Consider the following 15,220-nt stretch of genomic DNA (forward strand, 5'->3'; position numbering starts at 1 on the left):
TTCAGGGTGATATCACCACTATCCAGGGTGACGTGACGGATCTGGGCGACACCGTAAACAACATCTACAACACCGGTACCAAGTACTTCCACGCCAACTCCACCGGCGCGGACTCTGAGGCGCTGGGTGCGGATTCGGTGGCAATCGGGATGGGCGCAGTGGCGAACAATGCGAATGATATCGCGCTGGGCGCAGGCTCGGTCACGGGCGCAACCACCGGGACGGCGGGCGTCACCATCAACGGTGAGGACTTTGCCTTTGCGGGTGCGGCTCCGGCCAGCCAGGTGAGCGTGGGTTCGGAAGGGAATGAGCGTCTGGTCACCAACGTGGCAGCCGGTCACCTGTCTGCCGACAGCACTGACGCGGTGAACGGTTCGCAGCTGTTTGCCACCAACACGGCCATCAACAGCCTGGGCGACCAGGTCGACACCAACACCACCGACATCACCAACATTCAGGGTGATATCACCACTATCCAGGGTGACGTGACGGATCTGGGCGACACCGTTAACAACATCTATAACACCGGTACCAAATACTTCCACGCCAATTCAACCGGCGCGGATTCACAGGCGCTGGGTGCGGATTCGGTGGCAATCGGGATGGGCGCGGTGGCGAACAACGCCAATGATATCGCGCTGGGCGCAGGCTCGGTTACGGGCGCCACCACCGGGACGGCGGGCGTGACCCTGCAGGGCGTGTACTACACGTTTGCGGGTGCCAATCCGGCCAGCCAGGTGAGCGTAGGCTCGGAAGGGAATGAGCGTCTGGTCACCAACGTGGCAGCCGGTCATCTGTCTGCTGACAGCACTGATGCCATAAACGGCTCGCAGCTGTTCGCCACCAATCAGGCTATTAACGGGCTGGATCAGGGGGCGGTGAAATACGACACCCATGCTGACGGTACGGTGAACTACAACAGCGTGACGCTGGGCGGGGATACCTATGACAACAGCACTCACACGGGCGGCACCACCATCACTAACGTGGCGGACGGCGTGGCACCGAGTGATGCGGTGAACTTCTCGCAACTGACCGAGACCAACAACAACGTCACTGTTCTGGGCGATACCATCAATAACTTTGCTGGTGACCAGAGCGAAACCAACACCACCATCAATGGCCGCGGCATTCGCTATGTGCGCACCAATGATACCGGTCTGCCGCTGGCTGATGCCTATGCGACAGGCGCGGGTTCAACGGCGGTGGGTTACGAAGCGCAGTCTCAGGGCGACAAGTCCCTGGCGCTGGGTAACAAGGCCGTGGCAAGTGCGGCGGACGGCGTGGCGTTAGGCAGCGACTCTGTAGCTGATACCCTCGCAGGCATCTCGGGTTACGATCCGGAAACTGGCGCGGCCAGCCTCAGCACCTCTGCAACCTGGAGAAGCACCCTGGGCGCGGTAAGTGTGGGTGACGCAGCTAACGGCAAGACCCGCCAGATCAAGAGCGTGGCGGCTGGCAGCGATGACACCGATGCGGTGAACGTTGCGCAACTGAAGAACGTCTCTCAGGCCACTACCGATCTGGGCGATCGTGCTGTGAAGTATGATCTTAACGGCGATGGTACGGTGAACTACAACCACGTCACGATGGGCGGCGATACTTATAACAGCGCTACCCATACTGGCGGTACGCGTATCACCAACGTCGCGGATGGTATTGTCGACAGCGACGCGGTCAACGTATCACAGTTGAAAGCGGTGGCTGGCCACTACTACAGCTTCAATGATGATGGTAATCCGGAACACAACTATGTGAACGAAGGGGCTATCGGTCAGCGGTCAATGGCGGCAGGTATTGGCGCCAGTGCCGTGGGTGATAACTCTATTGTTATGGGTGTCGAGGCTCAAGCTAACGGGACGAACTCCCTGAGCGTGGGTTATGGCACGATTGTTAATGGCGACCGTTCCGGCGCGTTTGGTGATCCTAGCATCGTCAACGGCAACGACAGCTATTCACTGGGCAATGACAATACTATCGATGCCAACAGTGCGTTTGTGATCGGCAATAACGTCAGTGTGGCAGCAGGGCTTGATGGCACGGTTGTTCTTGGTAACAACTCGACCGCCAGCGCGGCAGTGGCGACCACGGGCACCACCATCGGCGGCGTTGACTATAGTTTCGCAGGTACCGCTCCGCAAAGCACTGTAAGCATCGGCGCGGCTGGCGCAGAACGTACGCTGACCAACCTGGCAGCAGGCCGTATTTCGGCTGAAAGCACTGATGCTATCAACGGCTCGCAGTTGTTCGCAACTCATTCAGCCATCAATACGCTGGATCAGGGCGCGGTCAAATACGACATCAACGTTGACGGTACGGTGAACTACAACAGCATCACGCTGGGCGGGGACACCTACGACAACAGCACCCACACGGGCGGTACCACCATCACTAACGTGGCGGACGGTGTGGCACCGAGTGATGCGGTTAACTTCTCGCAGCTGACGGAAACCAACAACAACATCACCAACGTGACCAATACCGTGAATAATTTCGCGGGCGATCAGGGTGATGATTACACCGAGATCAACGGTCGTGGTATCCGCTATGTACGTACCAACGATGCCGGTCTGGCGCTGGCTGATGCTTATGCCAACGGTCAGGGCAGCACGGCGGTGGGTTACAACGCACGCTCAACCGGTCTCGACAGCCTGGCGCTGGGCCGCGATGCGCAGTCCATCAACGACGGCGATGTGGCGCTGGGCTCCGGCTCGGTAACCGACGCTGCGGTAGCAACCACGGGTGTGCGTATTCAGGGCGTTGACTATGAGTTCGCAGGTATCAATCCGCTGAGCACCGTGTCTGTGGGCAGCCTGGGTCATGAACGCACCATCACCAACGTGGCGGCAGGTCGTATCACCGCTGACAGTACCGATGCCATTAACGGCTCGCAGCTGTTTGCGACCAATACGGCAATCAACGGTCTGGAGCAGGGCGCGGTGAAATACGACACCCATGTTGACGGTACGGTGAACTACAACAGCATCACGCTGGGCGGGGACACCTACGACAACAGCACCCACACGGGCGGTACCACCATCACTAACGTGGCGGACGGTGTGGCACCGAGTGATGCGGTTAACTTCTCGCAGCTGACGGAAACCAACAACAACATCACCAACGTGACCAATACCGTGAATAATTTCGCGGGCGATCAGGGTGATGATTACACCGAGATCAACGGTCGTGGTATCCGCTATGTACGTACCAACGATGCCGGTCTGGCGCTGGCTGATGCTTATGCCAACGGTCAGGGCAGCACGGCGGTGGGTTACAACGCACGCTCAACCGGTCTCGACAGCCTGGCGCTGGGCCGCGATGCGCAGTCCATCAACGACGGCGATGTGGCGTTGGGCTCCGGCTCGGTAACTGAAGCCGCAGTGGCCACTACGGGTGTACGCATCAATGATGTTGATTACGGCTTCGCGGGCATCAATCCGCTGAGTACCGTCTCTGTGGGCAGCCGCGGTCATGAACGCACCATCACCAACGTGGCGGCGGGTCGTATCACCGCTGACAGCACCGATGCCATCAACGGTTCTCAACTGTTTGCTACCAATTCAGCGATTACTTCGCTGGATCAAGGCACGGTGAAGTATGAGATCAACGAAGACGGCACGGTGAACTACAACCACATCACCCTGGGCGGCGACACGTATAACAGCGTGACCAAAACCGGCGGTACGCGTATCACTAACGTAGCTTACGGTAGCGATCCGAGCGATGCGGTTAACGTGCAGCAACTGACTGATGCCACCACCAATATCTACAACAACGGGACCAAGTACTTCCACGCCAATTCCGATAAAGCGGATTCAGTGGCAAGCGGCATGGATTCCATCGCGGTAGGCCCTAACGCCCAGTCTCTGGGTGATGGCTCCATCGCAATGGGTGACGATGCCAAATCTACGGGCAAAGGCAGTACAGCGATTGGCCAGGGGTCTCAGACCAATGGAGAGAACAGTGTAGCCGTGGGTACGGGTTCTATCGCAAACAACGCCAACGATGTGGCGCTGGGTGCAGGCTCGGTCACTCAGGCAGCGGTAGCAACTACCAGCGTAACCATCAATGGTGAAGCCTATGCAGTTGCAGGCACTACGCCGACCAGCACTGTCAGTGTGGGTAGCGAAGGCAACGAACGGACTATCACTAATGTCGCTGCAGGCCGTATTACGGCTGACAGCACCGATGCGGTGAACGGTTCTGAGCTCTACGCCACCAACCAGGCAATTGAGAAGATCTCTGGCAACATCAACAATATTGATGCCGGAAGCGTGAAGTATGAGACTAACTCTGACGGTACGGTTAACTACAACAAAGTGATTATGGGCGGGGATACTTACGACAACTCCACTCACACCGGTGGTACTACCATCACTAACGTCGCGAATGGCGAAGCCCCAAGCGATGCAGTGAACAAATACCAGTTGGATCAGGTTAACCAGAGTGTAACCAACATCTCTAACGGTACGGACGGCATGTTCCAGGTGAATAACACCAGTAATCTGCCGAAACCGAAACCGACCGGGAAAGATGCTGTCGCCGGCGGCGCTGGCGCAATTGCCAGTGCGGATCACAGTACTGCAATCGGTACTCACTCGAAAGCAACCCATACCAACTCTGTTGCATTGGGTTACAACTCGGTAACCGATCGTGACAACAGCGTCTCAGTGGGCTCTGTCGGCAATGAGCGTCAAATTACAAACGTTGCAGCGGGGACTCAAAACACCGACGCCGTGAACGTGGGTCAGCTGAAAGATGGTGTTAACAACTCTTATCAGTACACCAACAAAAAGTTCAACGATCTTAAAAACATGGTCGATGACCAGAAGGATAAGTTGAGCGCGGGCGTGGCGGGTGCAATGGCCATGGCGGGACTACCGCAGCCTTATCAACCAGGCGCAAGTATGGTTGGTCTGGCTGGCGGCACCTACCAGGGTGAATCTGCGATTGCACTGGGTGTTTCCACTATTTCCGATAACGGTAAGTGGGTAACGAAAATTTCTGGTACCACCAACAGCCAGGGCGATGTCGGCGCGGCTGTAGGTGTAGGCTACCAGTTCTAATTTTCGCATAAATCATGCCCCCGGTAATGTCCGGGGGCCTGTTACCCCTTTATAGAGAATTGATTATGAATTATTTAAAAACAGCTCGTCTGGCGCTGGCGATGGGTGGCATGGCGTTATTATCTGCCTGTACTCACTCTATTAGCGATGTTGACGCTCAAGGCAAAACCGCAAAGCCAGTTTTCCCGGAGCAGTCCAGCGCAGTAAGGGAAGAGGGCAGCTTTGTTAATCTCGATAACCTGAAGCAAATGCGTCCGGGTTTAACCAAACCGCAGGTTTACGAGTTGATTGGCGTGCCACATTTCAAAGAAGGCGTTATTCGTGTGAAAGAGTGGAATTATATTTTCCATTTCACTCAGCCGGATAAATCTATATTAACGTGCCAATACAAAGTTTTATTTGATTCGCAGATGACCGCGCAGAGTTTCTATTTCTTGCCAGAAGATTGTCTGTCAAGACTGAAAGCGCCCGCAGCCCCGCAGGTAAAAGCGCCAGTGCATAAAGAACTGAGTGGTTCAAGTCTGTTTGCCTTTGGAAGCCCTACACTGAGCGCTGAAGGGGTATTACAGGTGAGCCGTCTTGCCACTGAGTTAAAAGGTGAATCGCTTGCTGGCAAACATGTTGTTGTAACCGGTCATACCGATCGTATTGGCAACCCGGTAAAAAACCAGCAGCTGTCACTGGCACGTGCTGAATCAGTCAAACAAATGCTGATTGAGAACGGTATTACGGGCTCAGCGATTGAGACCCGTGGAATGGGCGATGCGATGCCACGCGTAAATTGCCCCGGTAAAAAATCTCCGGCTGTTATTGAGTGCCTTGCACCAAACCGTCGAATGACTTTTGATGTTGTAGATATTAATTCAGGTAAATAAGCATGTCCGTTTCAAATGTAATTAAGACCGCCGTTGGCGGTCTTCTCCTCCTGGCTGTAGAACAGGCTGTCGCCGCACCCCAGGATTTGCCGGTTAAAACCATCAGTGTACCGGCGTATAATATGATCACTGATACCCTCCAGTCGATCATGCCGACGATTGAAGGAAAGCGTAATGATTTTGCGATGCAGCAGATCTGTGCGCTGGCGAGAGGCGAAAAAACTCAACAAGACGTTATTACCACGTTAAAAGAAAAAGGCGTTGATACCGCGAAAATCCCCCGTAGTGGCAGCGTGGCATCATTGCTGGTTAATGGCGATAAAGAGCAGCAGCAGATGACCTGTGCTGTTTATCTGGCAAATTCTGTATTCGCGCCTGTTAATAATGGAGGTTATTTCTCTAAACAGCCCACGAAAGAAAAGGCGGATAAAAAAGAGGCAAAATCAAGTGGCTGGAGTTTCTGGAAGTCTGATAAACAACAGACTACTTCTGAGAAAACCGAGCAGATTGTATTTAACCAGCCGCAATTCATTCATGATGCGCAGGTTAAAATGGCCATTGTTCAGGCTACTGCGCAGATGTATGCCGTAATCGCTGAAAATATTCAGAATGAGAAGGATCAGTATTGGGCTGGCTACCAACAAAAAATCGCCGGTATCGTTTATAACTATGCGCCTGAATATTTACGTAAAATCACAATGTTTTATAAAAGTAACTCCGCGAAATCACTGGTGCCAGTGAATGTGACGTTGAACAGCTTTACTGTGGCAAACGCAACGGGTGACGTGCTAACCCAGCAAGCGGGCAATGTGATGTTTACTTCCAAAGGGGTTCCGTGGTTTGGTAGTGGTAAAATATTAGGTAAAGAATATTTTTCTGATGTTATGGTAATTAATGATGCTCAGGCTCAAGTCCAGCCACAGCAACAGACTACAACGGAAGAAAATGATAAAGCGACCCCCGTTATAAATAACAAAAAAAGCAGTAACAAATAGTAGCCCCCTTAGCGCCTGCAATTCCTGTGGTATTCAGGCGCTCTTTTACTCAACCAGATGTTAATGAAAACGACCTCCAACAGGGACCGTAAAATGCCAATGAAAATTAATCAACCCTATGATTCAGCTGTGAATATTATTATAGATGAATGTTGTTATAGTCGGGCCGCCATGACCTCTATATTGAAATCACCGGTTCCGGCATTACGATGCTGTGTTTTCGAAGATGTGAATGAATTTATTACCTGGCGGGAGAGTTTCGCCGGGGAGATTAATTCTATCATTATCCATATCCATGACCAAATTAACATGATGCGTGCGGAAATAGTAAGATTTTTAGTAGAGGATATTGAGAGGCTTAAACTGGATAGCCACAAAGTCATTATCGTATCGGATGCAATTTCTAAGTTGAAATCGATTTTTGTCAAGGAACTGAATATCGTACATTTTGTAGATGGCAGAAGTGATATTGAGATCCTTAAGCTACAGTTGAAAGACTATGTTGGGCAATGTAAAGGGAGCAGCAAAGCGCCATTTACGGCAAAAAGGACCCTCCATCCTGCCCACAGAAGAAACTACCGAGCCAGGAGTTTATCTCCGGCAGAGCTTATTGCCGTAACCAATGTTTTCACTGGAAGAGGCGTTAAAGAATCCAGCAAAGAATATAGCGGACACTATAAAACTCTTTATAATCAAAGAATGTCCGCCATCAGGAAACTAGGGATGCATACTGTACAGGATCTTATTAAGTATCGTCATTTAATCAGTGCATTATATCTCATTGAGAATGTTGCAGTAAAAAACCACTTTCCCGACGCATATTGCTAATATAGTTTCAGCTCTGTTTATGGAATAAAAAATCAAGGAAATTTTTTGGCAAACCTACCACGCTGCGTGGCCTGTCCATTCCAATTTTATTCAGTGCATTGCGCTGATGCTGGTAAATTGTTTTTTCGGATATTTCCAGGTATCTGCTCATTGCACTAACGGAATGCCCTTTATACGTATAGAACAACACCTTTTTCTCTTGTTTTGTGAATTTCGGGTACTTCGCATAAAAATTTTGATTGCTTTTACTGTAGATCGCAAGCAAGAGGTCGCTCAAATAAAAATGAGTATTTATCATGGCAAAGTTAAACATAATATTGAGTAACCAGTTTTGCTCGTTGCTTGCCATTACGACCTTGCATTGACACTTGCAAAGCTTGATTAGAAAATAGAAATCAATCATTTTTGTCTCTGTTAGCAGAATGACAATATCTTGTTGCCGTAGCGCATTCAGAACAAAAGAAGATTTATTATCAATATCACTCACCCATACGAAATGGCAGTTTACTCTTTCTGAAAGAGAGCAAACGATGCCTTTGTACAGGTAATAATTCTCGGTACATATAAAGACTTTTACCAGAGTATCCATATCACTTCCATTCCATTAAACTATCACGTCTATGACTATTAAGCTTAACCACAGGCGGGGACGGTACAATTAATTATAGGATTATCTTAAGGGTTTACAATCCGCAGCCAATGACGGTTGTGTCGGCCTTACTTTTTTAAATAACCTTATAAAGCACTAATATTTTTATTACTCCGGATTTTTCCACTGACAATGCTATTCATTTTACTTGTTTAACCTGAAATGGATAAATGTTTGTGACATCAATATTTTTTGTTGTTCATGAGCAAGTGCTAGTATATTGTGCTGATATTTTTACTGCTCGGACCATTAATGGTTAATAGCACGTTATGTATTACTCCGCTTTTCTTCTTTTTCAAATGCATAACACTCTTGTTAATTGGCGATAGGGTTGTTGATGTATTGCAGGCTTAACGTCTGAAGTAGTCTTTCCCTGCGATTTTCGCATAATGTTTAATAAGGAAAGACTATGACGATAATAACTCATCCTGATTGCCATTTATTTACTGATAGCGCGCAATACACCCAACTTTCGGCCTGGTATGAGGAAAAACGCAAAACCATCTGGATGATGTTAAATGCGCAACCCCGGCCATCGTTTAATCATCAATTAATCGAGGAAATCATGAACCTGCAATATCTGGTTCAAAAAACCGGCTTTGCGGTGAATTTCTGGGTAACCGGATCGCTGGTCCCTGGCCTGTATAACGCGGGTGGGGATTTGGCCTTTTTCGTCGAGGCGATAAAAAACGGTCGGCGGGAAGCATTACGCGCCTATGCCCGGGCCTGCGTTGACTGTGTCCACGCTGCGTCGCGGGGGTTTGACGCGGGCGCGATCAGCATTGCCATGGTTGAGGGCAGCGCGCTGGGTGGCGGGTTCGAGGCCGCGCTGGCGCATCATTTTATTCTGGCGCAGCACGACGTTCGGCTCGGTTTCCCGGAAATTGCCTTTAATTTATTCCCCGGCATGGGGGCTTATTCCCTGGTGGCGCGACGCTCGGGGATGAAGCTCGCAGAGGCGTTAATCTACAAAGGCGAGGCGCATCCGGCGCAGTGGCATGAGCAGCATGGCCTGGTGGATATGTTGTTCGAACCGGGGCAGGGAACCGTGGCGACACGCACGTTTATCGATTCGCTGACGCTTAAGCTGAACGGCGTCAGGGCCATGCTGCGTACCCGGCAGCGGGTGCTGAGCCTGCCGCGTGCGGAGCTGATGGACATCACCGAAGACTGGGTCGAGGCGGCATTCAGTCTCGAACCGAAAGACATTGCCTATATGGAACGACTGGTGCTATTGCAGCAGCGGCATATGGCGAGTTCAACCCGTAAAGCAGGCTAACCGTTAATAACCCGTCCTGTTGCAGGACGGGTTTTAGCGAAACGGCCCGTCCTGTACCGAATCCCGTTCCAGCAGCCGTGAAGAAAACAGGCTTTTGGCCGACAAATATCCGCCATCAAGCATCGACATCAGCCGCTCGATCACTTCGTTAATCATCTCACTAACCGGATCTTTAATGCTCGACAGTGCAGGCTGCAAGAACGGCGCGGTGGCGATGTTATCGAAACCCACGATCGAGACATCGCCCGGCACCGTCAGACCCGCACCGTGCAGGGTCTTCATGGCCCCGATCGCCATATCATCATTACTGACCACCAGCCCGCTAAAGGGTAATTTTGCACTCAGCAGTTTATCCGCCGCCTCCGCGCCGCTGGCCGGGGACCATTTGCCGAAGGCGATCAGCGCATCGCGCACCGGCAAGCCGCTGGCGGTCAGCGCCGCTTTGTAACCCGCCAGACGGTCAATCGCAGTTGGAGAGTCCATCGAACCGGTAATAAACGCGATATCTCGATGCCCCCGGTCAATCAGGTGCTTCGTCGCCATAACACTCGCGCCGTGGTGATCGCAGCAAATGCAGTGGCTGTGATGCTTACGCAGCTTACGGTTCATCACCATAATCGGCTGTTTGTGCTTTTCGACGATAGCGTCCATTTCATCCACGTTGAGGAAACGCGGGTAGATGATGATGGCATCACAGCGCAGGTCGAGCAGAAAATCGATGGCGGCTTTCTCTTCTTCAGCACTGTGTTTCCCATCGACGAGGATCAACTGCCGCCCGTTGGCTTCGAGTCTTTTCGCCGCCTGGGAGAGCAGTTCGCTAAAGTAGCTGCCGGTATACAGGGTATTGGTCACCACCAGGCCGATGCATTGCGATTTATTGGTCGCCAGGTTGCGCGCCAGCAGGTTAGGGCGATAGCCGGTTTCCTCAATCGCTTTGTACACCCGTTCTTTGGTCTCTTCGCTGGTGTACCCCTTGCCGGAGAGCACCCGCGACACCGTCGCCTTTGATACACCCGCTTTTTTTGCCACTTCCTGCATTGTTGACATGAATCGATCCCGGACGGTGAGTACGCCAGCCATTCTACACAGTTTTCCCCGAATGGCAGCGGCAGTTTTCACGTATGAACACGCCACGCCTGCGGTTTTAGGCGATCTGAATCACAGATTAAACATCGTTTTTATTTTTGTGTTGAAAACAATAGCTGATTTAACCACCCTTATGTGGAACCGGTTACCTATGGTGTTTCACCAAAAACGGCGTTTCGTGAAGTTCTTGTCTAACCCTATGAAAGTAATGACCTTACCGCTATAAACGCGCCGATTTTGTCGGCCAGCAAGCACGGCGATAAAAATACAGTAAGGCATTACGCGAGAATCAGTCATGTCAAAAAATTATGCAGCAGTATCCCGCTCGATAGTGGATGCCATTGGCGGTGCGGACAATATCGCGTCGGTGACGCACTGCATGACCCGTCTGCGCTTTGTGCTGAAAGACGACAGCGCGGCGGACATCGCCAAACTGAAAAGCATCAGCGGCGTGCTGGGCGTTGTGAATAACGATACCCAGTGCCAGGTGATCATCGGTAATACCGTATCCCAGGCCTATGCCGACGTGCTGAAGCTGCTGCCGGAAGGCGCGGTGGCGCATAAAGACCTGCCGCAGAAAAACAAAATTACTCTGCGGCGCATCGGCGCGGGCATTCTCGATGCGCTGATCGGCACCATGTCTCCGCTGATCCCGGCGATTATCGGCGGCTCGATGCTGAAGCTGCTGGCGATGATGCTGGATATGACCGGCGTGTTCGAGAAGGGCTCCTCAACGCTGATTATTCTCAATACCATCGGGGACGGCGCGTTCTTCTTCCTGCCGATCATGGTGGCGGCCTCGGCGGCCCTGAAATTTAAAACCAACATGTCGCTGGCGATTGCCATCGCAGGCGTGCTGGTACACCCGAACTTTATCGACCTGATGGCAAAAGCCGCTCAGGGCCAGCACGTTGAATTTATGGGCCTGACGGTTACGGCGGTGAAATACACCTATACCGTGATCCCGGCGCTGTGCATGACCTGGATCCTGTCGTACATCGAACGCTGGGTCGACAGAATCACCCCGGCGGTCACCAAAAACTTCCTGAAACCGATGCTGATTGTGCTGATCGCCGCACCCATTGCGATCATGTTTATCGGCCCGGTGGGCATCTGGATCGGTAGCGGGATTTCCAGCGTGGTTTACACCATTCACAGCCATCTGGGCTGGCTGTCGGTGGCGATTATGGGTGCCATCTGGCCATTGCTGGTCATGACCGGGATGCACCGCGTATTTACGCCAACCATTATCCAAACCATCGCGGAAACCGGCAAAGAGGGCATGGTGATGCCGTCTGAGATCGGTGCCAACCTGTCGCTGGGCGGCTCGTCGCTGGCGGTGGCGTGGCGCACCAAAAACCCGGAACTGCGCCAGACGGCGCTGGCCGCAGCGGCATCGGCGATTGTCGCCGGGATTTCTGAACCTGCCTTGTACGGCGTGGCGCTGCGCCTTAAGCGCCCGCTGATCGCCTGCTTGATTACCGGCTTTATTTGCGGCGCGGTAGCGGGCATTGGCGGGCTTGCCAGCCATTCGATGGCGTCGCCGGGGCTGTTTACCAGCGTCCAGTTCTTTGACCCGGCAAACCCAATGAGCATTGCCTGGGTGGTGGGCGTGATGATCCTTTCGGTGGCGATTTCGTTCTTCGTCACGCTGCTGCTGGGCTTTGAAGATATCCCGGTAGAAAAGCCGGTGGAGGCTGAACAGCCCGCACCCGCCAATCCACAGATCGAACCGGCAGTAAAAGTTAATTAATTCAAGGAGTCGTGCTTTATGTCTGTTTCACAATTTCCGGACGGTTTCCTATGGGGCGGCGCACTGGCCGCCAACCAGGCGGAAGGCGCTTACCTTGAAGGCGGGAAAGGGCTGACAACCGTGGATATGATCCCCCACGGCAGCCAGCGGATGGCGGTCAAACTGGGCCTCGAACCGCGCTTTACCCTGCGGGACGATGAGTTTTATCCCAGCCACCAGGCTATCGATTTCTATCATCGTTATAAAGAAGATATCGCCCTGATGGCGGAAATGGGCTTTACCGTGTTCCGCACGTCTATCGCCTGGAGCCGTATTTACCCGCAGGGCGACGAGATAACGCCCAACGCCGAAGGCATTGCGTTTTATCGCGACCTGTTCGCCGAGTGCAAAAAGTACGGCATCGAGCCACTGGTGACGCTGTGCCATTTCGACGTGCCGATGCACCTGGTGCGCGAATACGGCTCCTGGCGCAACCGCAAAATGGTCGAATTCTTTACCCGCTATGCGCGCACCTGCTTTGAAGCGTTCGACGGGCTGGTGAAATACTGGCTGACCTTCAACGAAATCAACATCCTGCTGCACAGCCCGTTCTCCGGGGCCGGGCTGGTGTTTGACGAAAGCGATAACAAAGAGCAGGTGAAGTACCAGGCGGCGCACCATGAGCTGGTGGCCAGCGCCCTGGCAACTCAAATCGCCCATGAAGTCAATCCGGCGAACCAGGTGGGCTGCATGCTGGCGGGAGGCAATTTCTATCCGTGGTCCTGCAAGCCGGAAGACGTATGGGCAGCGCTGGAAAAGGACCGCGAGAACCTGTTCTTTATCGACGTGCAGGCGCGCGGTGCCTATCCGTCTTATGCGGCGCGCATGTTCCGGGAGAAAGGCATCAACATTGTCAGCGAGCCGGGTGATAACGAAATCCTGAAAAACACCGTGGATTTTGTCTCCTTCAGCTATTACGCCTCGCGCTGCGCCTCTGCCGATATGAACGACGGCAACAGCAGCGCCGCCAACGTGGTGAAATCCCTGAAGAACCCGCATATCCAGGCCAGCGAGTGGGGCTGGGGCATCGACCCGCTGGGGCTGCGCATCACCATGAATATGATGTACGACCGCTACCAGAAACCACTGTTCCTGGTCGAAAACGGTCTCGGCGCGAAAGATGAGTTCAACGAGCAGGGCGAAATCAACGACGATTACCGCATCAGCTACCTGCGCGAACATATCAAAGCCATGGGCGAAGCCATTGAAGACGGCATCCCGGTGATCGGTTACACCACCTGGGGCTGTATCGATCTGGTGTCGGCGTCTACAGGCGAGATGAGCAAACGCTACGGTTTTGTTTATGTCGATCGGGATGACAGCGGCGCGGGCACCCTGGCGCGCAGCCGTAAAAAATCGTTTTACTGGTATACGAAAGTCATATCCAGCAACGGCGCAGATTTGGATTAACGCCGTCAGTCGGGAATGCGCCTGCTGCGTTCCCGATTAGCTTTTCACCTTCCCATACGCCCGATTTCTACGGCTTGTTATCACGCCAACTGTCTTGCACGCTTTCCAGGTGCTTTTCCTGAATTATCGACATTTCCTATGAAAGTGTGCGTTGCTTCGCAGCAATGGGCTTTTTGCTGGTTGTTTTGCGACCATGATCACTTGACCAGTCAGGTAGACAAGTTCTAAGTTGAATACACCAACTCACTGATAACAAGGCGTATCGTATGGGGTTTATTCGCACACTCACCGGTGACATCGCACCGCAGCAGCTTGGGGTGACTTACAGTCACGACCACCTTTACTGCATCCCGCCGTACTGGCAGGAGCGCAACGAAGAGGATCTGTTGCTTGACGACAAAGCCGCTTCCGAGCGGGAACTGGCGGATTTCCGCGCCGCGGGCGGCCAGTCGATTTATGACGCCACCGCGCCGGATTATGGCCGTCACGTCGAGGTAGTGGCGGAAATCGCCAGCCGTCAGCAGGTGCAGATCGTCGCCACCGCCGGGTTTAACAAGGGCTTCCTGTGGAGTTCGAAACGCCCCGGTACCGACCAGACCTTCGCCGACTGGATTGCCAACACGCCGCTCGATGCGTTGGTGGAACACGTCAGCCGGGAAGTGACCGACGGCATCGACGGCACCGCCTATCGCGCCGGGATGGTGAAGTGTGGCACCGGCTATAACGCCATTTCACCGCTGGAGCGGAAAACCATGGAAGTGGTGGTGCGCGCCCAACAGGCGACTCACGCGCCGATGCACAGCCATACGGAAATGGGCACCATGGCCCTGGAGCAGGCCGCGATTTTTAAACAACTGGGCCTTGATTTGTCCCGCATCTGCTTTGCACATATGGATCGCAATCCCGATCCGTGGCTACACCGTCAACTTGCCAACACCGGGGCATTCATCTCGTTTGACGGTATCAGCCGGATCAAATATTTCCCCGAGCACGTGCGCACCGAAGCCATTCTGGCGCTGTGCAAAAAGGGGTATCAAAAACAGATCCTGATCGGCGGCGATTTCGCCCGCAAAAGCATGAGCGCCCATTATGGAAAAGGCGGGCTGGGGTTGAAGTTTATCCTGGCGGACTGGCGCCCACGGTTCCTTGAAGAAGCGCGGGAAGCGGGTTTTGACGGCGACGCATTGCTGCATGACTTCTTCGTCGAAAACCCGGCGCGCTACTTCAGCTTCGGTTAAGG

General features: G+C 53.0%; 10 protein-coding genes. 8 read left to right on the plus strand and 2 right to left on the minus strand.

Annotation, left to right across the window (positions count from 1 at the left end):
- The 4 genes from RT120_RS03525 to RT120_RS03540 form a co-directional block, all read left to right on the plus strand.
- Nucleotides 1-5,066, plus strand: a 5,066-nt coding sequence (locus RT120_RS03525; RefSeq protein WP_312979427.1) for a YadA-like family protein, incomplete at its 5' end; no start/stop codon positions are given.
- 65 nt (nt 5,067-5,131) lie between these two features.
- A complete protein-coding gene (locus tag RT120_RS03530) occupies nt 5,132-5,941 on the plus strand; it encodes an OmpA family protein (RefSeq protein ID WP_312979430.1) in 810 nt (269 codons plus the stop codon).
- Between the two features lie 2 nt (nt 5,942-5,943).
- Nucleotides 5,944-6,936 carry a hypothetical protein gene (locus RT120_RS03535; protein WP_312979433.1) on the plus strand — a complete coding sequence of 331 codons (993 nt, stop codon included), beginning with the start codon at nt 5,944-5,946 and terminating at the stop codon, nt 6,934-6,936.
- A gap of 93 nt (nt 6,937-7,029) precedes the next feature.
- Nucleotides 7,030-7,764 (plus strand): hypothetical protein, encoded by a 735-nt coding sequence (locus tag RT120_RS03540; protein WP_312979436.1) that lies wholly within the window; start codon nt 7,030-7,032, stop codon nt 7,762-7,764.
- A gap of 7 nt (nt 7,765-7,771) precedes the next feature.
- Here the strand turns inward: RT120_RS03540 and RT120_RS03545 are convergent, their stop codons facing one another.
- Nucleotides 7,772-8,353 (minus strand): LuxR C-terminal-related transcriptional regulator, encoded by a 582-nt coding sequence (locus RT120_RS03545; RefSeq protein ID WP_312979438.1) that lies wholly within the window; start codon nt 8,351-8,353, stop codon nt 7,772-7,774.
- 469 nt (nt 8,354-8,822) lie between these two features.
- Here RT120_RS03545 and RT120_RS03550 point away from each other — a divergent pair, with 469 nt between their 5' ends.
- Entirely contained in the window at nt 8,823-9,692 is an 870-nt protein-coding gene (locus RT120_RS03550) for a crotonase/enoyl-CoA hydratase family protein (RefSeq protein WP_312979441.1), read from the plus strand.
- 33 nt (nt 9,693-9,725) lie between these two features.
- Here the strand turns inward: RT120_RS03550 and RT120_RS03555 are convergent, their stop codons facing one another.
- Nucleotides 9,726-10,739 carry a LacI family DNA-binding transcriptional regulator gene (locus RT120_RS03555; protein WP_312979443.1) on the minus strand — a complete coding sequence of 338 codons (1,014 nt, stop codon included), beginning with the start codon at nt 10,737-10,739 and terminating at the stop codon, nt 9,726-9,728.
- Between the two features lie 334 nt (nt 10,740-11,073).
- Here RT120_RS03555 and ascF point away from each other — a divergent pair, with 334 nt between their 5' ends.
- The 3 genes from ascF (at nt 11,074) to RT120_RS03570 (ending at nt 15,218) form a co-directional block, all read left to right on the plus strand.
- Entirely contained in the window at nt 11,074-12,531 is a 1,458-nt protein-coding gene (ascF, locus tag RT120_RS03560) for a PTS cellobiose/arbutin/salicin transporter subunit IIBC (RefSeq protein WP_312979445.1), read from the plus strand.
- 18 nt (nt 12,532-12,549) lie between these two features.
- The gene (locus RT120_RS03565; RefSeq protein ID WP_312979448.1) at nt 12,550-13,980 is read left to right on the plus strand and encodes a 6-phospho-beta-glucosidase; all 1,431 of its coding nucleotides are present in this window, start codon (nt 12,550-12,552) and stop codon (nt 13,978-13,980) included.
- A 266-nt stretch (nt 13,981-14,246) separates the two neighbouring features.
- Nucleotides 14,247-15,218 carry a phosphotriesterase gene (locus tag RT120_RS03570; protein WP_312979449.1) on the plus strand — a complete coding sequence of 324 codons (972 nt, stop codon included), beginning with the start codon at nt 14,247-14,249 and terminating at the stop codon, nt 15,216-15,218.
- Nucleotides 15,219-15,220 lie beyond the last annotated feature (2 nt).

Origin of the sequence: Atlantibacter sp., assembly GCF_032062175.1 — a bacterium.
Lineage (GTDB): Bacteria > Pseudomonadota > Gammaproteobacteria > Enterobacterales > Enterobacteriaceae > Atlantibacter.

Excerpts from the sequence above, each read along its gene's own strand:
- RT120_RS03565 (WP_312979448.1), top strand. The coding sequence starts at position 12,550 with ATGTCTGTTTCACAATTTCCGGACGGTTTCCTATGGGGCGGCGCACTG.
- RT120_RS03535 (WP_312979433.1), top strand. The coding sequence starts at position 5,944 with ATGTCCGTTTCAAATGTAATTAAGACCGCCGTTGGCGGTCTTCTCCTC.
- RT120_RS03550 (WP_312979441.1), top strand. The coding sequence starts at position 8,823 with ATGACGATAATAACTCATCCTGATTGCCATTTATTTACTGATAGCGCG.
- RT120_RS03570 (WP_312979449.1), top strand. The coding sequence starts at position 14,247 with ATGGGGTTTATTCGCACACTCACCGGTGACATCGCACCGCAGCAGCTT.
- RT120_RS03545 (WP_312979438.1), bottom strand. The coding sequence starts at position 8,353 with ATGGATACTCTGGTAAAAGTCTTTATATGTACCGAGAATTATTACCTG.
- ascF (WP_312979445.1), top strand. The coding sequence starts at position 11,074 with ATGTCAAAAAATTATGCAGCAGTATCCCGCTCGATAGTGGATGCCATT.
- RT120_RS03540 (WP_312979436.1), top strand. The coding sequence starts at position 7,030 with ATGCCAATGAAAATTAATCAACCCTATGATTCAGCTGTGAATATTATT.
- RT120_RS03555 (WP_312979443.1), bottom strand. The coding sequence starts at position 10,739 with ATGTCAACAATGCAGGAAGTGGCAAAAAAAGCGGGTGTATCAAAGGCG.
- RT120_RS03530 (WP_312979430.1), top strand. The coding sequence starts at position 5,132 with ATGAATTATTTAAAAACAGCTCGTCTGGCGCTGGCGATGGGTGGCATG.